Raw genomic sequence first — 21,493 nt, 5'->3', positions numbered from 1 at the left:
CATCAGCTTGAACGGTTCAATGTCATAAATTGATGTGTGATGGTTCTCACACCTTGGAGAGATAACGTCGTGGCCGTCCGCGCCTGACCATCTGCTCCTTGTTCGTGCACGACAGCTGGACAAAGGTTTTCTTGGAGGGTAACAGGGCACTCATATAGTAATCGCTCTTGACAATGTAATCGATCACGACTCCCTTCAGAGCATCGATTTTGTCTTTTTCATGGTAGTTGATCGTCCCTATCCCCAGTTTTTTGTAGCGATGCTTGATTCGATTGCAGTTAAAGTATCTGCCTTCCCCGCCCGTCACTTCGCTGTACCAATACTGCCCCACCATCTTGGCATAGTTAATATCCTGTCGATTGCCGGAACCCTTCATGATGACAACAAGATGGTAATGAAAGCCAGCCAAGACCCCGTATTCCAGCTTGCCAAAGACCGCCATCACATTGGGAGCAACTTTTCCTGACTTAAGGCTATCACTCATTAACGTCCATTCTTTCTTCACCATCTTCATGTCTTTCATAAAGTCTTCCGATTCAATAAACTTTCCTTTTCTATATCCCAAATCCACTCTAAGCACCAGTAGACGGGACCGCTGTGCAAAGCATCTATCGATAATTGCAGTTGCCGCCTTCTTTCTGTCTTTAGCCGCTCGATCAGCACGCCGTGAAAAGTCCTGGATAATCGGCCTGCTGGCCTCATCCTTGATCTCCTCCATGATCTTATTCATGACATTGACGGTCCTAGAGACTCCTCCTGCTAACACGCCATACTCCACCATTGCCCTCAATTCATACTCCCACCTCCTTGTGACCTTGTGATAAATACCGACGTAAGGATTCTTATCGACAACGCGCAGCTGTGCGCATCTCTCATCACAGCCCTTTTTCCCGACTTTCAGGAATTCTTTGCCATGTAAGGATTGGAAGAGCTTCAGCTTCCCATTCTTTTTCTCCACCACCTCGAAGTGATCTTCTCGAGAGTCAAATATCCCTTTTATGACCGCTTCTGCACGACGCAGGTGTGCAATAAACTTTTTATCGGATTCTGAAAGCAGCTCTTCTTGGTCATCAGACACCTCCTCCTCGAAGAATAACTCCTCATCATTCATATCCCATTGTTGTAAGTTCTCACCTCTTGCCAGTCGCTCCTCGCCCTCCCACCACGGCACATCATTATCGCTAGGAGAATGATTCGTCCCCCAGTCCCAATCAATATTCCAGTCTTCGTCAAAAGGATGCGAATTCTCACCCGGAGATTCCTCATATTCCATACAGCACTCCATCATCGACTACACGGCTAAAAGTATCAATCTGGATATAAGACACATACTCTTTACTCAACGCTCACTATTTAAAATCCATGTACTGATATGACTCCAGCACTGCTACAACATGACAACCCACCCTAGCACAACCCTTCGGTATAACATATAAAGCAAAAGTAAAACTAACCACCCACTTTCAACATTGCAGGCGCAGCAAGGGTTAAAACAAAAGATAATAGCCTTCGCTTATTCAGAAAATAACGTTAAAAAATCAAAACAAATCAAACGTCGAACCTAAAGCCCTGGAACTTATAGCAAGTTTATGGCATAATTTTAGAATTATTATTCAAAGGAAATCCGCAATGAGCAATAATCCCTTACCTGCCACTACATCCATATCAGAAAAGAAAGAAGGAGAATACAATCAGCACCTCACAAACAGAAACCTCATCATCCCTGACCATTACCACCAGATCTCCTCCATCCCGCTTGAAGACTATATTGAGAAGCTGAAAAGAACGCTTTGCGAAACCTATTTTCATATATCGCAAAAACCTCCAAGCATTGGCTCATCTCCATCGAAAAAAAATGAAGAAGAATTAGCAAACGTGCTCTTCCACCAAGAATACGCTTCAGCTAAAAGGAAAATACTTTCTGGCACGCCAGCTAGCGACTACCAAGAAACCTTAGAGCTTGATCTTTGTGAAAAAATCGATGATAAAATATCTATGTTTTTCTCAACTTCATTCATTTGGTTAGTTTGTTCCGACCTCCTAGCCCAAGAAGGCTTACGCGATCAATCATGGGCAGCGCTGGTTGAATTCGCATCTCTAGAGACAAGACTTGAAGACGCATGCATAGCTGAAGAAAAACGCTGGGAAAAGCTCCTTCAGCAAGAGTATGGAAGATTGGCCAACCAGAATCTAAGGCACTTGAAATATCGTCTCATAGACCTCCTGTATGAGGATTGCCCAGATAATGGATGGCCGTCAGTAAAAGTTGCCGCATACAAACTGCATGAAAAAGTACTCCAATTCCACGAGCAGAGCGATCAGCGGTCAGTAATAAAGCTGAATGAAAGTGATATTCAACGAATGATCACCAACTGGATGAACAAGAACAAAGAAGTCAACGATATCTTCAAGAAATTGAAAAAACTCTAGGTAATATCAGGATCACTCTTGGACTCCCCTTGGTTTGCAAGTAACCACCTGTCGACATCCGGCTCAGACCAGCCTTTAGATCTAGCACCAAGAGAAATCTGCACAGGGAATGTTGGGTCATATTGTGGCATCCGAGGATTAATTTTTGCATAAATTGAAGATCGACTAATGCCTATCTTTTCTACCAACTGCGCCATTCTCAGGATCTTCAGTTTTCTATCGTTGCTCATCTTCAAGTCCTCTATATCAATCAACCGACAATACGAATTGTATCGGAACCAGTTAGATAATCGAGCCGACTTGCCACCTATTCAAAAACAGGGCTCAAACACTGGATATATATCTAGAAGCCCACCATCCAGGGCGATTCCAAGCATTTTTATGCCATATTTTTCAATCACTTAATGAGGGCCGTGTGTTAATGACTACCTAATGCAAAAAATTACTGACCCTGGTCCCCTCCGCTGGTGTTATGCCTACAGGCGCATCTGCCTGGTCAGACAGATGCGAATGCGGTGCGCATACAAGCAAGAATCGGTGGTCGGCGAGCCTTGGGCAGCTGGCCGACCACTTTGCTTTCAAGCGACATCAGAACCTGGTCACCTCCGACAGGGAAATCTGGCCCTTATCCTCTGGCGACCTGCTCGGGATGGTGGATGCCAACGAGCTTGATGAGCCAAGCCTTACGCTTGTCCCACAGTCGGTAACTGCAGCCGCGAAAAGTGATGACGTGACTGTGGTGCAGCAGCCAGTCGAGGATGATAGATCCAAGGTAGCCACTTTCCCGCTTGGCTCCAGAGCCCCCGTAGTAGCCACCTTGGGCGGCCGATAGCTGACAATGCACTGCAGATGGTACGGCAGGAACCGCACCACAGGGCGCCAGCTCAACTCGGAGTGGCGGGCTAACTCCTGGCCGACATGTTGAACCCGCATGTCACCGTCGGTCACGCTGACTAAAACCGGCTCGCCTATCAGACGGCAGGGCACGCAGTAGAGGTTTGTGGCGACCTCAACGGTGGCATCGCGCTGGAAGCAACTGCCGAGTTCCACGTCTGCTCGAAGGGCGGATTGTCGTTCGGCGGTTGCAGGCTGGCCCTTTCAGCTGCGAAGCGAACCGCCGGCAGCTCACCGGTGGCGTATTGCATCCGCTGGTCGGCAATCTCACGCATCCACCAAATCAGGTAGGCCTCCAGCCCCCCTGTTGACCCCGATTAGAAATGTCCGGCCGCGATAGCGTTGCGCTGCACGTAGCCAGCGCCGCGCTCGTCCTTGCCCTTGGTACGGGGCGATACTGAGTGCTGGGCACCGGCCGGAAGCCCCAGTAGCGGGCAAAGACCAAACGCTAATCGTTGAAGGCCGCCTAGAGGCTGGCGGCATTGTGGTGGTCGACCAGTGCCCAGGCGTTATCCAGCAGTACCTGCTCTGGCACCCTACGGAGCCAATGAGCCCCTCTTCCATGCCGGCGGTCACACCAACTGACGCTCGTGACGGAAGGAGTGGGCGTAGTGTCGGCGGGGGTATCCGAGGGTAGTGACGAACAGGTAGATCTTGATCGCTTCGTTGCCGATGGTGATCTGGCGGCTGCCGAAATCGATCTGAAGCTGCTCGCGAGGTGGAGTCTCGAATCTCACCGTCGCCTTGTCTTCGGCGGCCAGCGCCTGGCAATAGGATTCGCAGGCGCGTTCCAGCGTCCGCAGGCTGACGGTTAAGACCGTGTTCGAGCTACAGGACTTGCAGCACCACGGCGGCAATGCCGATGAGCTGCAGGAGGCGGTACTGCAGACAGTGATCCAGAACATCAAGTGAACGGGTGCGCTGCAGGCTGGCCTAGGGCGCCCATCCACCCTGGCGCAGGTAGCGCTTGACGGTGTTCTTGCTGACACCGAGTTCATCGGCGATATGCCTGACGCCCCAGCTACGGGTCTTCAAGCACAGATCGGGACGGGCTCCTTGAAAATTTCTCATACAAAAATAGTTACCATGTATGTCCAGAAGCATCCAAAAGCATCTTTTATCATCTAACGACATACAAACCCAAAGTTAAAAAAAATCATTATTCACTCCATGTTCAACCTGCTAAATTTGGCAACATCAGTAATGAAGGAGATTCAACATGTAGGAGCTTGCAGAAGACGATATAGGTGGGAAAAACACCCCTTAACGAAGCCAACCCTGCTCCAGGCTAATGACCTTCGGTCCTCACTGGCGCTATTCACCATCCACTGGGTGGATGAAAGATCAGGACGGCGGGCTTCTCATACGCCCCGACACCCTTAACACATATAAATACAACAACTTTTGGAGGAATTAGGACGATAAAACATAGCATTTCCAGCTTGGATTAATGGAAGGCCTCGAATCAAAAACCGACGCACTGGCTACAGCTTCAAGCGGAAAATAAAACTCAACTTACAGGAAAATGTATATACCAAATACGCTACACCCTGATAGTAACCGAGCGCACAGACAGCGCTACAAATAACATGCGAAGGCAAGTAAAAAACATAAACATCATGCCCTAAGAGAAAACTAAGGAACCAGCTTAATGTACGATAACCCATATCCCCTCAACCAATCCGCAACAGGGAACGGTACATATCTTCCCAATCAACCCACTAACTCCCAGATAAACTATCAGGATATCTCCTCCGCAAGCACCTGTAGATACAGCTCGAGCCAGCAACTGCCCTTTTCCCGGGCGGGACGGCCACCCAAGCCCTGCAAGGCCAACCTCATCCGGCAGATCCTTCACCAAGCCTATCGCCTTGTAGCTGATCCTAACGGCGTATATTTCCTTGTACCGAACTTCGGCGGTCCCGTACTGATGTTGGAAGCGGAGATGATTGCACCGATCATCAAGCACATAGCAGCGAGCCATGACAACCGCGACGTTTCGGACCAAAATGTCCGGGACGCGCTTGAGATCATTCGGGGGGACTACCCGGATTTTGCGGAAATCGGTAATGGACGAACCTGGCTAGACGATTACGGTAATCGATATATCGCACTGAATGGAAAAGTGATGATGCTCCCTCCGAAACAGGAGAACATGATTCAGCCAGAGCTCGCCTATCCTTACTGGCATCCCGCCAATTGTCGCCCCTTTCACACGGTGTATATCCAGGGTCCCAGTGCGATGGCCCCCTCAGGCGTGCGTATCATTGAGTCGTATGTGCCGATTCCGAAAGATCGAGACCTGCTGATCTATACGTTCATGGTGCTTTGCATGATGCCAGAACGTCAGCAGCTGGTTCTGGAACTCACAGGAGAGCTTAAATCTGGAATGGCACAACTACAAGACGTCATCAAGCGCACGCTAGATCCGGTAATCAAGGAGAATGCGATTCGTGATACACCCTCAAAGGTCAAGGACGTAGATCAAAAAGCCTGGCGGCATCATGTGCTCAACCTGGACAATGTCGAAGACGGGCTCAGTTCGGCGGTACAGCGACGTATGTTTGAGTTGCTCTGCAAAAGCAGGCTGGAATGGAAAGCTATTGGTTGCCATGAGATTACATCGAGTCTCGCTGTGCGGCGTGCTTTTTTGCTGAGCAGCCTAGAACCGGTCATCACACAACCTGAATTAGTAGAACTCACCTTGAGTCTGGAAATGCCATCACCCTCAACAGATCAGACGGGCAAGGCATCTTCCCAATGGCATACGCAGGAGAGCTTACCAGGCGAAGATCAGAGTCGCGTCTTCAATGCACTGCTTGGCATGCTCGGAAAGGCACATGCCAATATCGGCCAAGTGAGCTTGGATCGGAGAGTACCGGACGGCTGGCACGATTTCTGTCGTATCGGAATGATTGTCTCCGACACACTGACCGGCAGTGCAGAGGCCTTTTGGTCGCAATACGAGGCATATCGCAATGAGCGGCTCTGCGAGATGACTGAAGAGGAGCCGATTGCCAAGGCAGTTGTTGAATACCTGAGGATTAACGCCATCACGGAAGCCGTCGAAAATCCGGCGGGGGTCTGGCTGGCCATCTTGGGCCAGTTCCGGCCGACCTGTGTGTCGGACAGCCAATGGCCACGTGAGGCGCGCGGCCTTGGCGCAGCCTTCAAGCGTGCCGCCCCACTGCTGGATGCCCAGGGGATTACCTGCTGTAGCAACGGTAAACGTGGCTCGAAACGCCATTGGGTGATCGGTCCAAAAGGGCTCGCCATGCAGCATTTCTGACCAATCTGCATTCATCGCGTGTCGAGACTTAGGCGGTTACCTGCCAGTTTGGAGGGGGATTTTGGACCCGACCGGCTTTCTAGGTCGGAAGCCTACCCTGTATGCCTTTCAGGGTAGGCATGGGGCTCGTGGCCGTGAAGCTTGGTAGGCCGGCTCAGGCTCATGATGTTGGAGGCCTGCGGGCTCATGCGCAGTGGCCGGGCGACCAGCCAGTTGGATCTTCCCGGCGACCAGGTGGAGAATCAGAATCTCCACTTGGTCGCCTTCAATCGGCAATGTGCCGTCATCTAAGTAGCGCGTCATCACCGCCCAGCGTTTCCGACGACTACCCTACCCCCTCGCCAGGACTCGGTTCAGTGGAACGTGCCCAAGCTAAACTCCCGAGGGCGGGCCAGATGCCCAGCCCACCTGTCCATCAGCCAGATCCGCCAGGCAATGCTCGCTGAACACCGCACAGCGTCGATCCCTGGCCAACCCACGGCGATTGAGCCCCATACCAAAGGTTCCTGATGACGACCTCCTCAGAGTAAGACAGGAGAATCGATTGGTTACTGATTTCAGTCCGGACCGTTAGAAGCGGCGCGGCCAGCAGCCAGTCCTGGCGCTTGGCCTTGCGGATTCAGGTCTGGATAAGGTCGATATAGAGACCTCGCTGCTGGGCGACCTAGACAATCGAGATATCGTGCTATAGGCAATCTGCCACGATCCAGAACTTGAGATCCGGATGTGCCTTCACTGGACATATACAGAACGTCCACGACAAGACGACGTTCGCTGCTGCAAATCTCGTCTGTTGCCCACTCCTGAGGCTGTTTTTTCGAAAAACTTGGTGCCTAACGTCGTAACGTCGTGCTCAAAAACACCCGCCTCATCATCGTGTGGGTCAGCCGCGATGACTGCTGCCCGGCCTCACACTCCTGACAAGCACGTCTGGAAGGAACTCTGGCACGCTGCCGACAGGCCCATCGGAAATGGCGCTAGAACTAAAGTAGCAGAGCTGCATGTAAAGGTTCTGTTCCATTTTTTTTGAAATCTATATCACTCCTGTGAGCCAAACCTCTTCCGGGCTTCTACCGCCGTCACAGGAGACATGAAATGCCCCCACCCTGCTTACGCTGCGAGTCGCAGCGCGTCATCAACCTCGAGAGCGCCCGCAAACTCGGGATCGCGGCCGGCGCAATGGCCGGTACGCTCCAGGGCGCCTATGGGTCGCTCTACTCTCCCGGAAACCTGCTCTCTTCCAGACAATTTCCGCTCACCCGAGCCGCTGCCGCTGTCGTCGCCGGCGCATCAGGTGGCATCGCTGGAGCTGCGGCTGGCGATCGCCTAGTTGTAAACCTGTTCCCTCCCGGAGAAGGCATCCCCTGGCTCTGTCTGGGGTGTGGCCACGCGTTTCGTGAGTTGGCCTGACCCGGCACGACTCATCCTCTTATCCCATCAGCCGGCACTCAGCCGGCTTTTTTTCGTTCAGGAGATTTCTCATGGCACATCAAATCGAACACATGGCCTACGTCGGTGACACCCCCTGGCATGGCCTGGGCCAGCAGCTTTCGCGTCACCAGCCGCTGGAAGTCTGGCGGCAGCAAGCCGGCATGGATTGGCACATCGATGAATCTCCAGTGCGCTTCATTGCAGATGGCGCGGGCCACCTGGGGAGCATCCATTCCTTTCCGGAGCAGAAGGTGCTCTATCGCTCAGACACCAAGGTCCCGCTATCAGTGGTCTCCCAGCGCTACAAGGTGGTTCAGCCAGAAGAGGTATTGGAGTTCTACCGGGATCTGACGGAATACGCGGGTTATGAGCTCGAGACTGCCGGTGTGCTCAAGGGCGGTCGCAAGTTCTGGGCGTTGGCCAAGAGTGGCCTGGGCGGGGCATTGAAGGGCCAGGACCAGGTCAACGACTACCTGCTGTTGGCGACGTCCTGTGATGGGTCTTTGGCCACCGTCGCCACCCCGACCTCGGTGCGGGTGGTATGCAACAACACCCTGTCCATTGCCGTGGACGGTATGTCGCAAGGGGTGAAAGTGTCTCACAGCACCGAGTTCCGTCCTCAGCTGGTCAAGCAGCAGTTGGGGATATCTGTCTCACAGTGGGACGACTTCATGTATCGCCTGAAAACGCTGGCCGAGCGCAAGGTCAGCCAGGAGGAAGCGAGAGCCTACTTCCAGGCGGTGATCTGCAACACCGAGGCACCGCTGGAAGATCCCTCTAAATTGCCCAACGTCCGTGCCCTCAATCGCGTCCATAAGCTTTTCCAGGGTGAGGGGCGCGGCTCGCGGCTGTGCACGGCGCAAAGCACCGCCTGGGGGCTGCTAAACGCGGTCACCGAGTACGTGGACCATGAGAAGCGCGCCCGTGGTAATGATTACCGCATGGATTCCGCCTGGTTTGGCCAGGGAGCCAATCTCAAGGACAAGGCCCTGGAGTCGGCGCTTGCGCTGGTGGGCTGATTTCCCAGTAGCGACATCCCCACTCAGTCTTTCCCTCATCACGGCATAGCGCCCGGCCCCTTCAAAGGCCGGGCGTTACTGTTTCTGGAGATGCCAATGCAACCGCCCATGACGTTCGAAATGTGCCGTGTCCTGACCCAGCTGACGCGTCAGTTGCTGGAGGCCGGCGAACACGCAACAGAGACCCACGTGCTAGCCAAGGGCCGCGTCTATCGCGTGGCCCTGTCCCTTGAGCCGGTGCCTATCGAACAACTCCCTGACGTCATCCAACGCTATCGCTAACGGAGGCCATTATGGCAACCCCTATTCATCCCAAAACCGTCAACAAAGCACCGGTTACGCAAGCCATCCCGGACAGCACGGCGATCATCCAGGTGATCGAGCGGGCCGCCCTCAACCCTGAGGTCGATATCGACAAGATGGAGCGCCTGCTGCAGATGCAGGAGCGCGTGCTCGATCGCCAGGCGCTGATGGCCTATAGCGCTGCCATGGCGGCCATGCAGACCGAACTGCCCAGCATCGCCGAGCGCGGGAAAACCAACAACGGCCACTACGCCACTCTGGAAGACATCGTCGATACCGTGCGCCCGATCATGAAGACACACGGCTTCGCGGTGAGCTTTCGCATTCAGACACAGGAGCGCGGGATTCAGGTCACCGGTGTGCTCATGCATCAGGACGGCCATCGGGAAGAGACCAGCATGCTGCTGCCGGCCGATACCAGCGGCAGCAAGAACGCCGTCCAGGCATTCGGCTCGTCCACTAGCTACGGCAAGCGCTACGTGCTGTGTGCCCTGCTCAACATCACAACCCGCGGCCAGGACGACAACGGTCAGACCGCTGACCCGGTCAAGCTGGTCACCCCCTTCCAGGCCGGGCAGATCCGGCAGCTGATTGCCGCCTGTCCCCCGACGACTCAGGAATGGTTCGTCGGTAGGTACAGCGACGCCGAGCAGGTGCCACGTAGCGACTTCGACAAGCTGCGTGCCTCCCTACAGAAGCGGGCACAACCCAACCACCAACATCACTGACCGGCTGGCGAGGGGCTTCCCCTCGCTGGCTTATGCCGTGTCATCGAGAAGGAGAACGTCATGCAGATCCTGACACTGGAACAGGGCACGCCCGAGTGGCATGCCGCCCGTCTGGGCATCATCACCATGTCCGAACTGAAGACTCTGCTGGTCAAGGGCAAGGGGCCGGGAGGCTTCGGTGCCGGTGCGATGAGCTACATGCACCAGCTGATCGGTGAGCGCATCACTGGCGAGCCCTCCGATACCTTCCAAGGCAATGCTCATACACTGCGCGGCCACGAGCTGGAGCCGGTGGCCCGCGATCTTTATCACGAATCCGCTGGGCTGCCACGCCTGGAGCAGGTCGGCATCATCTTGAACCACGGAGTCGGCTATTCGCCGGATTGCCTGGTGGATGGCAACGGCCTCGTCGAGATAAAAACCAAGCTGCCCAAGTATCAGATCGAGCTGCTGTTAGCAGACGAGCTGCCCCAGGAGCATGTCGCGCAGTGCCAGGGTGGCCTGTGGGTCAGCGAGCGGGAGTGGATCGACTTCGTCAGCTACTGGCCGGGCATGCCGCTGTTCGTGAAGCGGGCCTACCGGGACGAGGTGATGATTCGCACCATCGCCGAGCGGGTCGAGGCGTTCTACGAGGAACTGGAGCGCCGCATGGACATGGTCATGGCGGCCTGAGGAGCAACATCATGAACCACTGCAAGCTGAGTGCCGGCGAGACCGCCGGCACCTATCGCATAACCGATACTGTGACCGAAGCGGAGCTCTTGAGCATCGCCAAAGCCTTCGCTCGCCGACGACTGGCCAAGGGACGCAAGATTACCAAGCCCGGGCTGGCATTCGAGCACCTGCAGGTGCTGTTGCAGGAGTATGAGCATGAAGTATTCAGTGCCCTATTCCTCGACTGCCAGCATCGGGTGATCTGCTTCGAGGAGCTTTTCCGCGGCACCATCGATTCGGCGAGCGTCTACCCCCGTGAGGTCGTCAAGCAAGCCCTAGCCTGCAATGCTGCTGCGGTGATCCTGGTTCACAACCACCCCTCTGGCGATCCCGAGCCCAGCGATGCAGACCGACGCATCACGCAGCGGCTCACAGAAGCCTTGGGCCTGGTGGAAATCCGCATCATCGATCACATCGTGGTTGGGACAGAAGGATGCTCATCCTTTGCAGAGCTTGGATACCTCTGAACGTCAACGAAAACACAACGCCGGCGCTGCCTTCAGGGGCGGCGCCGGCTTGTAAGGGGTCGCTTTCATTTTTTGGCGCTTCGTCATTGGATGTGAAACTCGACCCATACTGGCTGGCAACGTCGGCCATGCCTAGCGCATAACAAATAGTCGTTTGAAAGATGAATATGGTCCGGGTGCTCGTGCATCCGGACCGTCGATGCATCGACTCAAGCAGTCACAATGTCACGAAGGGTTGTGCCTCACCGTCACGGAACTGGTAGATATCCCACTCTTCCTGCTTGAGCCCTGGCATACCCGGGGTGCCGATGGGCATACCCGCCAAGCCCATACCGTCTGTGTCGGGTTGCTCCTCGAAGAGCCGCTCCACTGCCTCGAAGGGCACGTGACCCTCAATGACATACTCGCCCATCTCGATGGTGTGACAGGAACCCAGTCCGTAGGGAAGTCCGGCTCGCTCCTTAACCTGACCGATTGGTACGTCGTCTACGATGGCAACCCTGACGCCAAGCGCCTCAAGCTGGCGGGCATACTCGTCGCAGCAGCCACACTGGGGGTTCTTATAAAGGATAGCCTGGCCCGGCAAGCCGGCTTGGGCGGTGCCGGTGCCAAGTGACAAGGCGGCAGAGAAGAACAGCGAAGGGACGAGGCGGTTCACGAGCGATTCTCCTGAGAATGACGGAACGTGATCACATATTTGGCATAGGCGGCGGTGCCGAGGCCCAGAAACAGCATGAAGGCCAAAGGCATCAGCCAGCCCATCAAGCCCATAAGGGCGAAGCATTCGTTGCTCAACATCATGTTGTGACTCCTAACGATAATATATTACTGCCGACATGCTGGGGACATCGTGTGACCAGGGTGGGCGTCAGGATCTTGGAGGTTTGAGCGGGGACGGGGCGATGAATTCGACCGCGGCCTGGATGCCGATGCCGATGCCGATGCCGATGCCGATGCCGATGCCGATGCCGATGCCGATGCCGATGCCGGCCAGGGTATTCTGATAGTAGGTAATGACGAGGGTTACTGTCGAAATGGCCGCACAGACGCCACACTCGGGATCGGCGTTATTGAGCACCTTGACCTGGGCCACGTCGCAGCCGTCGGCATGGCCGTCTGGGCCGCCAGGCTGGACACCAACAGCAGCACAGCTAACAACAGCGCTAGCAAGCTTCCTCATAGGGTGAGATGCGGTTGTCTGGCCTGACCGGTCATGGCGATTTCCTCGTTATCGCGAGGCCATTCTGCGCTAGGCGGGCGAGTAACCATATCTATCCAGCACAACCCGGAGCGATATCAAGAAACGCTCCACGCCTGGCGGAGTGCGCAGAGGAATTGGGGAGCGTTAGGGGAGCGTTACTGCGCTGCGTTGCCCCGCCGCATCCGCTCTCGCTGCTCGTCTGTCAGCAGGTCCTGCATCTGGTTACGCATGCGTACCTCGTCTGCCATCATCTCGCCGTGCAGATCAGCCATCTGACCATGGAGTGTCTTTACCTCCTCTGAATCCGGACGATCAGCCTGCATAAGCAGCAGCATCTCCTCGCGCAGGTTCATCATCTCACCCATCCGCTCAAAGTAGGCGGAACGATGTGCCTTGCGCATTTCGCGCAGGGTGCTCAGCTGCTCGTCGTCGAGCATTGCTGCCGCGCCGCCCATGGCTCCCATACCGCCCATCAGGGGACAGGGCATCATGCCACCTTGGCCACCGCCCATCATCATGCCGGGGCCCATGCCAGCTTGGCCGCCGCCCATCATCATGCCGCCAGCTCCCTGGGTGCCTTGATGCATCCCGTGAGCAGAAGCGGCACCGCTGGTGGCGATGCCCAGACCAGAGGCCAGCGCAATGGCGATTACTTGCTTATAGTTGATCATGGTCTTTCTCCTATTTTTGATGATCGCAGTGACGACGACTTCTTTGGTTGGGCAAGGGGCATGAACTACCGTTATGAACTTACAACCTATGTGCACCCCCCAAGTCAAGGTGTTCAGTGAGACAGTGAGCGGCAACGGTTTCAGCTTCGTTTCAGGTTGATGCGAAGAAATGGACCCTTCCACTGACGCCAACGGAGGTATCCACATACGCAAGACATTACTGGCGATCGCACTCGGCTAGTCGGCCACCGCAGCGTGGCCGGCGGCACTAAAGGTGGTAGTGACCAGAGTAGTCAGGCCACGGCCCAGGTGGACCGCACCATCAGCTTCGAGACCGGTGACATGTGGTTCAAGCCCGGCGAACGGGTATCTGCCCTGATCACCGCCGATGCCGAGGGCAGCTGGGCCTTCCACTGTCACCTGCTCTATCACATGGATGCCGGCATGTTCCGGGTCGTCAAAGTCGCGTAAGGGATGTTCATGAAGTCCAAGACTGTCGTTATCGGTACCGGTTCTACCCTCGCCATGCTGGTGGCCGCTGGCGCTCAGGCCAGCGATGGCTACGATGCCCCGGCGAACTGGCCATCGCCGAGGGCCGAGCACTCACAGGGCTCGATACTCTTCGATCGCTTGAAATATGCTACCCCCGACAAGGTCGAGGATGCCCTATACTCCAGCCTTCACTCGACACTCTGCATGGCATGGTATGGCTAGATAAAAATGACGGCTAGGTCATATCAAATCAATTTTGTGTATTTTCAGTGCCGTTTCAGCTTTCCCCTCCATGCTAGTTCTTGCCAAACAGCCAAGGAGGTCAATCATGAAACGTTATGCCACTATTCTCGGTGCTACCATGCTAGGTCTATTTTCAATGACGACCTTTGCCGTCACCGGTAATCAGACGTCAGAGCTATTGATGTTGAACGAGGGAGAGAGTGATAGCCAGATCATATCTTCCAACCCCAAACGCTATAGAATTCAAGTAATCGATGAGAGCATCGTACAGCTCAGTAGCGAGCACCTGGCCAGCGACTCTAGTGCTAGCGTCAATATCCAGGGAAGTCTATACGACGAAGAAGGGCGCCTCGTCTCCAAGGACTCAGATCAACGAGGTCACTTCCTGATTACCAAACGAGTAGCGCCCGGAACCTATATTCTGGAAGTGGAAGGGAATGCGATGGGAAGCCCTGATGAAGTTTCCAAGCGCTATAACCTGCACTTGGACTTCGAATAAAACTAGCCAATTAGTTCGTCACCGACTAGGCCGATCGTTGCTGGCCTAGTCATTGCCGGATGTCTCTTCAACGCTAGCTGCGTTGAAGAGACACACCCCACCCCTGATAGCACACTTTGGCTGCTACCAAAATAGCACCAGACCAGATCTTGGGGAGAAAGGTCACCCCCTCACTGCTCGACACACCGCGACCTCACTTGCCTATTCAGCCTAGATTCAGAAAAGTCGCCCATACTAACCACTTTCATGAAACACGGGGAAAGTGCACGCACAAAATCAAACCCTCTATTGCTAAAATATGACCTTTAACGGCCACGGCTTGACCTTGGGGTAACACTAAGGCATTCAAGCCAGAAGAGTAGTTATTGATCACAATCTTTCTTCGGCCCCAAGTCGCCGCCTGCTCGATAAGGCAAACGATCTATAGCAAGCCGGTCAGCAATAGAGTTACTGACATGACGTCACGCCGAGACAACCATTGTCACGAAGAAGCCTCGACACTGGCGCCGACCCGATCAAGAACACTACAGCCGAAGCTATCCACGCCCTGATGAGGAAGGCATCCGCATCGTCATGCTAACCGGTGACAGCCAGACCACGGCCCAGGCCGTAGCGAAGGAGCTGGGAATCGACGAGATCATCGCCGGGGTGCTGCCGGAGCAGGTCAAGGCACTGCAGGCCGAGGGGCGCTTCGTCGCCATGGGCACCGGCACCGACGTGGCCATGGCGAGCGCCGGCGTCACCCTGGTCAAGGGCGACCTGAAGGGCATCGTTCTCGCTCGCCGCCTTAGACGCGCCTCCATGCGCAATATCAAGCAGAATCAGATCTTGCCTTCGGCTACAACAGCCTGGGCGTACCCATCGCCGCCGAGGTGCTCTACCCCGCCGTCGGCCTGCTGATGTCTCCGACCATTGCCTCCGTGACAATGTCATTCAGCTCGTTCTCCGTGGTGGGCAATGCCCTGCGTTTACACGAACCGAAGATTAAACCATGAGAGTAGGCAAGCCTCCCATGACCGTTGACAAACACTGACGAATGGATACGGCGGTCGACCTGCGGGGCCTGTAGGATGAGACGGTAAGCAACGTCGCCGAAAAAGCCTACTTTGCAACAAGCGTTTCACCTCCAGCCACCTGTAGATGCAATGAAAGGCTGGTAGGAGATCGGCCCGGGCGCTCAAAAAGCCGGGAGACAACCATTCCAGACCCGATACCCATATATAGGACTATGTTAAAGATGTTCAAACTTGCGTTAGGTGGAATCATTACCCTACTCCTCCTTGCCGTCGGAGGAATGGCGGTCATGCATAGCGGAATGTACAACGTCGCAGCAACGGACGAGCACCTTCCGCTTGTCAAGTCAGTCCTGCATTCTACCATGCACGCCTCGGTAGAGGCCGGGGCCGAAGAGATAGAAGCTCCCGACCTAAGCAGTGACAGCATGGTTCAAGCCGGGGCCAAAGCCTATGATGGCCTCTGTGCGGCCTGCCACCTCAAGCCCAGCCTCGAGAGCACGGTACTTCGTGCCGGTCTCAATCCCATGCCACCGACATTCTCGGATTCCACTCATCAAGATCCTGCGCAGCAGTTTTGGGTCATCAAGAACGGCATCAAGATGACTGGCATGCCAGCCTGGGGCGTGACCCACGACGACCAGGAGTTATGGGAGATCGTGGCCTTCCTGCAGCGGTTGCCCGAACTCTCGCCGCAGGATTACCAGGACCTGGTCCGTCCTGACAGCCCAATGGCCGATCAAGCGAAGCATGATGGCCACGACCACGACCATGGTGACACCAGCGCTATGGCTCGCTCAGCAAACGACTCTCACGAGCCGGCAGATGACGGCCACGACCATGAGCATGGTGACATGACCGCCATGAGCGAGCACAAGTCGGCTTCCTCAGGCTCCGCCTCGGCAGACGCAGAACCCGCAGCAAAACTCCAGCTGGCCGACTCGCGCCAGGATGCCTCGTCCTCGCCACAATCCACTAACGACCACTATGCGGACGGCCACACGCATTGAGGCCCTCTGGTTCCTCCTCCCCGCCTGCCAGGTCGACTGTGCCTAGGTTTCGGCATTGCCACCCTCATCAAATATCTGTTTACCTCCGACAAGGGAGATCGCTCATGAAACTCACCATGCCTCACCTACTGCTGGCGACCGGCCTGCTGCTGGGCGCCACCACCGCCCATGCCGCCCTGCCGGACGAGGCCACTCTCTACAAGAATCCCCAGTGCGGCTGCTGCGATGGTTATGCCCGCCACCTGGAACGAACGGGTATCGACGTCACCATCGTCGATGACAAGGACTTAAGCGCGGTCAAGAAGGCGGCGGGCGTCCCCTTCGGAATGGGTGCCTGCCACACCATCATCATGGGCGACTATGTGATCGAGGGGCATGTCCCCCTGGCAGCAGTAGAAGCGCTCTTCGAACAACAGCCCGATGCCAATGGCATCGGACTGGCCGGCATGCCGAGTGGCACGCCAGGCATGCCGGGGCCACAGACGGAGCCTTATGAGGTCTACCAGTTCCAAGATCACCAGGACGCACCCTTCATGACGCTTTAGCGAGACCCGCCTGATGCCCCGCCGGACTCCTATCGAGAGACAGCCGGCGGGCGTCCGGCATCCTCCGTCCAGGGACCGGAGTGACCTCGCTCTAGTCCCTGACGACCCTGTGATGAGAAGGTGCCTCGCCGCTTGGAAGATGAGGTCGGATGCTCACTGTTTCCTTGCTAAGCCCCTTTCGGCATTCAGCCCAAATTCAGCTTGATGACTTATAAACGGACCTGCCGATTGACCCAATGGAGCTATCCATATGCGCAAGACAATCCTAGCAATGACCCTGGGCCTCGCCTCTACCGCGGTCCTGGCCAGCGGCGAACATGGCAGTGAGAATCACGCTCAGGTGGACCGCACCATCAGCTTCGAGGCCGGTGACATGTGGTTCACCCCTGGCAAGCTCGATATCGAGCCAGGCAAGACGGTAAAGTTCGAGATCACCAACACCGGCAACCTCAAGCACGAGTTCGTGATCGGCAACGCCGCCGCTCAGGAGCAACACCGCGAAATGATGCGCGAGATGGCATCGAGCGGCGGCCACAACATGTCCGGTGGACATGGTGACGGCGGGCACGGCGGCGGCATGCCCTCCGTGACCATCGCCCCGGGTGAGACCGCGACCCTGGTATGGACCGCCCCGCAGGACACCGATACGCTAGAATTCGCCTGCAACATTCCCGGCCACTACGAGTCAGGCATGAACGGAGAGATCCACTTCCAGGGATGAACGCATGAAGCTGTTGCTAGTCGAGGACGATGACCTACTGGCCGAGAGCCTGGCGGAGACCTTGCAGGACGAGGGCTACAGCGTCGATACGGCCACACGCATGCGTGTGGCCGACGCGTTGATGGCCACGGAAGCCTATTCCCTCGCCATCCTCGATATCGGCCTTCCCGACGGTTCTGGCCTGGAGCTGCTGCAACGCTGGCGGGAGCAGGGCCATCGTTTGCCCATCCTGGCACTGACCGCACGAGACACCTGGGAAGACAAGGTCGTGGGGTTGCGGCGAGGAGCCGACGATTACATGACCAAGCCCTTTCACGAGGCCGAGCTGCTGGCTCGATTGCATGCCCTACTGAGGCGACAGGCCGGGGGGCTGACCCAGTGCTTGACCGTCAATGGGGTGCAACTGGATGAGCAGACCCAGGCAGTCAGCACCGATGGCGCGACCTGGCAGTCCCTGACCGCCACCGAATTTCGGCTACTGCGCTACCTGATGCATCACCCGGATCACGTGCACTCCAAGGTGCGGCTGCTCGACCAGCTCTACACCCTGGATCAGGATGCCCCCGCCCCGAACCTGGTCGAGGTCTATATCGGCCGGCTGCGCCGCCGGCTTGGCAATCACATCATCCAGACGCGTCGCGGCCAGGGCTATGTCTTTGCTTCGCGTTGATCGTCGTAGCCTGCGCTTTCGCCTATCCCTATGGCTGGGTGGCGTGGCCCTGATCGCCGTCGCCATCACCTGGCTGCTGCATGGCATCCTGCTGCGCGACCTAGCTCGCGACTTCCTCGGCGATCGCCTGCGCCAGGAAGCGCACTACACGCTGCAACGGTTGCGTCAGGAACAATCCCAGGTGAAACCCTGGCTGGACTCCGCCAGCCTGACCTCGCAGATGTTTCATCATCTCTATGTGCTGCGGCTGGATGGCACGGTCAGCACCTCCCACCCCGGCTGGCTGACCAACCTTTCCCCCTACCTGGAGGGCGAAGACGATACCCTGCTCGAGGTGCAGTGGCAGGGCCGCCACCTGCTGCTCTATCGAGAGGTCTTTACCCTGGAAGACGGCGCCGCCGGCACCTTGTTGATCGGCGAGGACTTCGCCGAGGTGGAAGCCGGCCTGGCCACCCTGCACTGGTGGGTCGGTGGCATCGCGGGCCTGGTACTGCTCCTGCTGATTACGCTCAACCTGGTCGCCGTGAATGCAGGACTGTCACCCCTGGTTCGGCTTCAGCGGCAACTCGATGAACTGCGTGCGGGGTATCGCGAGCGCCTGCAGTTGGACACGCCATCAGAACTCGATGGCCTGGTCGGTCAGCTCAACCGCTTCATGGACGAGCAGGACAAGCGACTCAAGCGCTCGCGGGACGCCGTCGCCAACCTCTCTCATGCACTAAAGACGCCCCTGGCGGCCGTCACGCAGGTGCTAAGAGGCTCTCGCCCCATCGATGGCGATCGCCGCCTGAAGCTATTGACCCGCCTGGAGGACATGCAGGCTCAGCTTGACGCGGAGCTGCGTCGTTCACGCATCGCCGGCCCCTATGCCGGCCAGCTCACCCGCGTCCGGAAGGAGGCCGAGCAACTGATCGAGATGTTCGCCACCCTGCACCCCGACAAGCGCTTTCACCTTGATGGACTGCAGGATGGTCGGGCCACGGTCAGCGTCGAGCGCCAGGACTTCACCGAGATGCTGGGGATCGTCCTCGACAATGCCGGGAAATGGGCGCAGCGCGACGTTCACTGTCGCCTGAGCGTGACGACGACGCTGACGCTGGTCATCGAGGATGACGGTCCCGGCGTGGCAAGGGCGGATCTCGCCCAACTGGGCCGACGCGGGCTCCGCCTCGACGAAGGGCGCCCGGGTCATGGCCTGGGGCTCTCGATCCTTCGGCAGCTGGTCGAGCAGTATGAGGGGCGCGTGACCTTCGCCGCGGCGGTCGCGGGGGGCCTGGCCGTCACCATCGTGCTGCCAACCGCCACAGCACGCGTAAATTCCTCCAGCGACTCAGGCTAGATTCAGTTTACCCCGGCATGATCGATTCCTCTCACCTCATCGCAAAGGAATCGTCCATGGTCGCCGCGAAGCAATCCAGGCTTCCCCTATCACGCCGCCAGCTGCTCAAGAGTGGTGCCGCCCTGGGTCTCGGTACCGCCGCCCTGAGCCTGCGCCCAGCCTGGGCCAATCCCTGGGGCCAGGCCGCTGGTTATCCTCAGGGCGTCGAAACCGGGCCCGACCTGGCTCTGGCGATACGCCGTGACACCTTGCCCATCGCCGGCAAGACCGCCAGCCCGATCAGCATTAACGGCACCAGCCCCGGCCCGCTGATCCGCCTCAAGGAAGGCCAGGATGCCGTGCTTCGAGTCACCAATCTGCTCGAGGAACCGACCTCCATTCATTGGCACGGGATGATCCTGCCTCCCGGCATGGACGGCGTACCCGGCGTAAGCTTCGCCGGCATCGCACCCGGCGAGACCTTCACCTACCGTTTCCCGGTTCGCCAGAACGGCACCTACTGGTATCACAGCCACTCGGGGCTGCAGGAACAGCTCGGTCATGCCGGCCCCCTGGTCATCGATGCCGCCGAGCGTGAGCCCTTTCGGTATGACCGCGAGCATGTGCTACTGCTGACCGACTGGACCTTCGAGGATCCGGCCAGTCTCTTTCGCAACCTGAAGCTCGGCGAGGGCTACTACAACTTCCAGGAGCGCACCGTCGCCGACTTCTTCGCCGACGTGGAGCAGCATGGCTTAGCCGATACCGCGACCCAACGCGCCATGTGGGCCCAGATGCGCATGAGCTCACGGGATATCGCCGACGTTACCGGTAGCACCTATACCTACCTGCTCAACGGCCACGCCCCGAGCGATAACTGGACCGCCCTGTTCAGGCCCGGCGAGACGCTGCGACTGCGCATCATCAACGGTTCGGCGATGAGCTACTTCGACATGCGCATCCCAGGCCTAAAGATGACGGTGGTGGCCGCCGATGGCCAACCGGTACAGCCCGTCCCGGTCGACGAGTTCCGCATCGGCGTGGCGGAAACCTATGATGTCCTGGTCACGCCAAAGGATGACAGCGCCTATTCGTTATTCGCCGAATCCATGGACCGCAGCGGCTTCGCGCTGGGCACCCTGGCGCCGCGCCTGGGCATGACCGCCGCCGTCCCGGCGCGGCGCCAGATCGCCGACCGTGGCATGGAGGCCATGGGCGCTCATGGCGACATGGACATGGCCGGCATGAAGGGCATGGATCATTCCAATATGCAGAGCTCGGGCCCGTCCGGCATGCAGGGCATGGACCATTCCAACATGCAGAACTCGGGCCCGTCCGGCATGCAGGACATGGCTTCCCACGAGGCCGGTGCGATACTCCCCGTGGGCGCCGCACAACCCGGCTCTCGCTATGATCAGGCCGGTGTCGGCATCGACCCGAGCGAACGCCGCGTGCTGGTCTATCGCGACCTCAAGGCCTTCACACCCTGGCCGGACCGGCGTCCTCCCGGTCGTGAACTGGAGCTGCACCTGACCGGCAACATGGAACGCTACATGTGGTCCTTCGACGGCAAGAAGTTCAGCGAAGTGACCGGCCCCATCCACTTCGAGAAGGATGAGCGGCTGCGCCTGATCCTGGTTAACGACACCATGATGGAACACCCCATTCACCTGCACGGCATGTGGATGGAGCTGGAGAACGGCGCCAGCGAGCTGATTCCCCGCAAGCACACCCTGAACGTCAAGCCCGGCGAACGGGTATCTGCCCTGATCACCGCCGATGCCGAGGGCAGCTGGGCCTTCCACTGTCACCTGCTCTATCACATGGATGCCGGC

Annotated in this window: 26 protein-coding genes; 17 read left to right on the top strand and 9 right to left on the bottom strand. The window is 57.2% G+C overall.

From position 1 onward, the window contains the following. Positions 1–46: 46 nt before the first annotated feature. Positions 47–1,273 carry an inovirus-type Gp2 protein gene (locus tag BCL93_RS16420; RefSeq protein ID WP_181463125.1) on the bottom strand — a complete coding sequence of 409 codons (1,227 nt, stop codon included), beginning with the start codon at positions 1,271–1,273 and terminating at the stop codon, positions 47–49. Positions 1,274–1,629: 356 nt separating this feature from the next. Here BCL93_RS16420 and BCL93_RS16415 point away from each other — a divergent pair, with 356 nt between their 5' ends. After that, on the top strand, positions 1,630–2,430 hold the full coding sequence (locus tag BCL93_RS16415) for a hypothetical protein (protein WP_112056426.1): 801 nt from the start codon (positions 1,630–1,632) through the stop codon (positions 2,428–2,430). Here BCL93_RS16415 and BCL93_RS16410 read toward each other — a convergent pair. From BCL93_RS16410 to BCL93_RS17315, 4 genes are all read right to left on the bottom strand, one after another. Then, the gene (locus tag BCL93_RS16410; RefSeq protein ID WP_112056424.1) at positions 2,427–2,660 is read right to left on the bottom strand and encodes a helix-turn-helix transcriptional regulator; all 234 of its coding nucleotides are present in this window, start codon (positions 2,658–2,660) and stop codon (positions 2,427–2,429) included. The genes BCL93_RS16415 and BCL93_RS16410 overlap by 4 nt on opposite strands. Positions 2,661–3,018: 358 nt before the next feature. Next, a complete protein-coding gene (locus BCL93_RS17735) occupies positions 3,019–3,480 on the bottom strand; it encodes a Mu transposase domain-containing protein (protein ID WP_425339127.1) in 462 nt (153 codons plus the stop codon). A 416-nt stretch (positions 3,481–3,896) separates the two neighbouring features. After that, positions 3,897–4,061: a hypothetical protein gene (locus tag BCL93_RS17320; protein ID WP_168709076.1), complete on the bottom strand. Its 165-nt coding sequence runs from the start codon at positions 4,059–4,061 to the stop codon at positions 3,897–3,899. Positions 4,062–4,257: 196 nt separating this feature from the next. Further along, positions 4,258–4,359: a helix-turn-helix domain-containing protein gene (locus BCL93_RS17315; protein WP_181463124.1), complete on the bottom strand. Its 102-nt coding sequence runs from the start codon at positions 4,357–4,359 to the stop codon at positions 4,258–4,260. 616 nt (positions 4,360–4,975) lie between these two features. Between BCL93_RS17315 and BCL93_RS16400 the strand changes: the two genes are divergently transcribed. The 6 genes from BCL93_RS16400 (at position 4,976) to radC (ending at position 11,275) form a co-directional block, all read left to right on the top strand. Beyond that, entirely contained in the window at positions 4,976–6,613 is a 1,638-nt protein-coding gene (locus tag BCL93_RS16400; RefSeq protein WP_112056421.1) for a hypothetical protein, read from the top strand. A gap of 1,481 nt (positions 6,614–8,094) precedes the next feature. Next, positions 8,095–9,063 carry a DUF932 domain-containing protein gene (locus BCL93_RS16390; protein ID WP_112056417.1) on the top strand — a complete coding sequence of 323 codons (969 nt, stop codon included), beginning with the start codon at positions 8,095–8,097 and terminating at the stop codon, positions 9,061–9,063. A gap of 108 nt (positions 9,064–9,171) precedes the next feature. Further along, a complete protein-coding gene (locus tag BCL93_RS17310; protein ID WP_168709137.1) occupies positions 9,172–9,345 on the top strand; it encodes a hypothetical protein in 174 nt (57 codons plus the stop codon). A gap of 11 nt (positions 9,346–9,356) precedes the next feature. Then, positions 9,357–10,094, top strand: a complete 738-nt coding sequence (locus tag BCL93_RS16380) for an ERF family protein (RefSeq protein WP_112056413.1) — start codon at positions 9,357–9,359, stop codon at positions 10,092–10,094. Positions 10,095–10,154: 60 nt separating this feature from the next. Beyond that, positions 10,155–10,766, top strand: a complete 612-nt coding sequence (locus tag BCL93_RS16375) for a lambda exonuclease family protein (protein WP_112056411.1) — start codon at positions 10,155–10,157, stop codon at positions 10,764–10,766. Between the two features lie 11 nt (positions 10,767–10,777). Next, entirely contained in the window at positions 10,778–11,275 is a 498-nt protein-coding gene (gene radC / locus BCL93_RS16370; RefSeq protein ID WP_112056409.1) for a RadC family protein, read from the top strand. A 217-nt stretch (positions 11,276–11,492) separates the two neighbouring features. Here radC and BCL93_RS16365 read toward each other — a convergent pair whose 3' ends face one another. The 4 genes from BCL93_RS16365 to BCL93_RS16360 form a co-directional block, all read right to left on the bottom strand. Further along, positions 11,493–11,933: a DUF411 domain-containing protein gene (locus BCL93_RS16365; protein ID WP_112056407.1), complete on the bottom strand. Its 441-nt coding sequence runs from the start codon at positions 11,931–11,933 to the stop codon at positions 11,493–11,495. Further along, positions 11,930–12,076 (bottom strand): hypothetical protein, encoded by a 147-nt coding sequence (locus BCL93_RS17575; RefSeq protein ID WP_168709075.1) that lies wholly within the window; start codon positions 12,074–12,076, stop codon positions 11,930–11,932. The genes BCL93_RS16365 and BCL93_RS17575 overlap by 4 nt, the downstream gene beginning before the upstream one ends. Before the next feature lie 67 nt (positions 12,077–12,143). Beyond that, on the bottom strand, positions 12,144–12,368 hold the full coding sequence (locus tag BCL93_RS17305) for a hypothetical protein (RefSeq protein ID WP_168709138.1): 225 nt from the start codon (positions 12,366–12,368) through the stop codon (positions 12,144–12,146). A gap of 263 nt (positions 12,369–12,631) precedes the next feature. Next, a complete protein-coding gene (locus BCL93_RS16360; RefSeq protein ID WP_112056405.1) occupies positions 12,632–13,147 on the bottom strand; it encodes a Spy/CpxP family protein refolding chaperone in 516 nt (171 codons plus the stop codon). 255 nt (positions 13,148–13,402) lie between these two features. Here BCL93_RS16360 and BCL93_RS17395 point away from each other — a divergent pair, with 255 nt between their 5' ends. The 10 genes from BCL93_RS17395 to BCL93_RS16310 form a co-directional block, all read left to right on the top strand. After that, positions 13,403–13,618, top strand: coding sequence for a multicopper oxidase domain-containing protein (locus tag BCL93_RS17395; protein ID WP_258396695.1), 216 nt, complete (start codon positions 13,403–13,405; stop codon positions 13,616–13,618). A 9-nt stretch (positions 13,619–13,627) separates the two neighbouring features. Continuing rightward, on the top strand, positions 13,628–13,861 hold the full coding sequence (locus BCL93_RS16350) for a hypothetical protein (protein ID WP_112056403.1): 234 nt from the start codon (positions 13,628–13,630) through the stop codon (positions 13,859–13,861). Positions 13,862–13,967: 106 nt separating this feature from the next. Next, positions 13,968–14,381, top strand: coding sequence for a hypothetical protein (locus BCL93_RS16345; protein ID WP_112056401.1), 414 nt, complete (start codon positions 13,968–13,970; stop codon positions 14,379–14,381). Between the two features lie 573 nt (positions 14,382–14,954). After that, complete coding sequence (locus tag BCL93_RS16340) at positions 14,955–15,281, top strand: hypothetical protein (RefSeq protein ID WP_276605467.1); 327 nt, start codon at positions 14,955–14,957, stop codon at positions 15,279–15,281. A 337-nt stretch (positions 15,282–15,618) separates the two neighbouring features. Continuing rightward, the gene (locus BCL93_RS16335) at positions 15,619–16,404 is read left to right on the top strand and encodes a c-type cytochrome (protein ID WP_112056399.1); all 786 of its coding nucleotides are present in this window, start codon (positions 15,619–15,621) and stop codon (positions 16,402–16,404) included. A gap of 104 nt (positions 16,405–16,508) precedes the next feature. Continuing rightward, positions 16,509–16,949 carry a DUF411 domain-containing protein gene (locus tag BCL93_RS16330; protein ID WP_258396691.1) on the top strand — a complete coding sequence of 147 codons (441 nt, stop codon included), beginning with the start codon at positions 16,509–16,511 and terminating at the stop codon, positions 16,947–16,949. A gap of 250 nt (positions 16,950–17,199) precedes the next feature. Next, entirely contained in the window at positions 17,200–17,670 is a 471-nt protein-coding gene (locus BCL93_RS16325; RefSeq protein WP_112056397.1) for a cupredoxin domain-containing protein, read from the top strand. A gap of 4 nt (positions 17,671–17,674) precedes the next feature. Then, on the top strand, positions 17,675–18,340 hold the full coding sequence (locus BCL93_RS16320; RefSeq protein ID WP_112056395.1) for a response regulator transcription factor: 666 nt from the start codon (positions 17,675–17,677) through the stop codon (positions 18,338–18,340). After that, positions 18,321–19,679 carry an ATP-binding protein gene (locus BCL93_RS16315; protein ID WP_112056394.1) on the top strand — a complete coding sequence of 453 codons (1,359 nt, stop codon included), beginning with the start codon at positions 18,321–18,323 and terminating at the stop codon, positions 19,677–19,679. The genes BCL93_RS16320 and BCL93_RS16315 overlap by 20 nt, the downstream gene beginning before the upstream one ends. Positions 19,680–19,735: 56 nt before the next feature. Beyond that, on the top strand, positions 19,736–21,493 hold a 1,758-nt coding region (locus BCL93_RS16310; RefSeq protein WP_112056392.1), incomplete at its 3' end, for a copper resistance system multicopper oxidase.

This window comes from Onishia taeanensis (assembly GCF_003268885.1).
Lineage (GTDB): Bacteria > Pseudomonadota > Gammaproteobacteria > Pseudomonadales > Halomonadaceae > Onishia > Onishia taeanensis_A.
The sequence above is the reverse complement of the archived record's forward strand: the minus strand, read 5'-3'. Positions and strand labels throughout refer to the sequence as shown.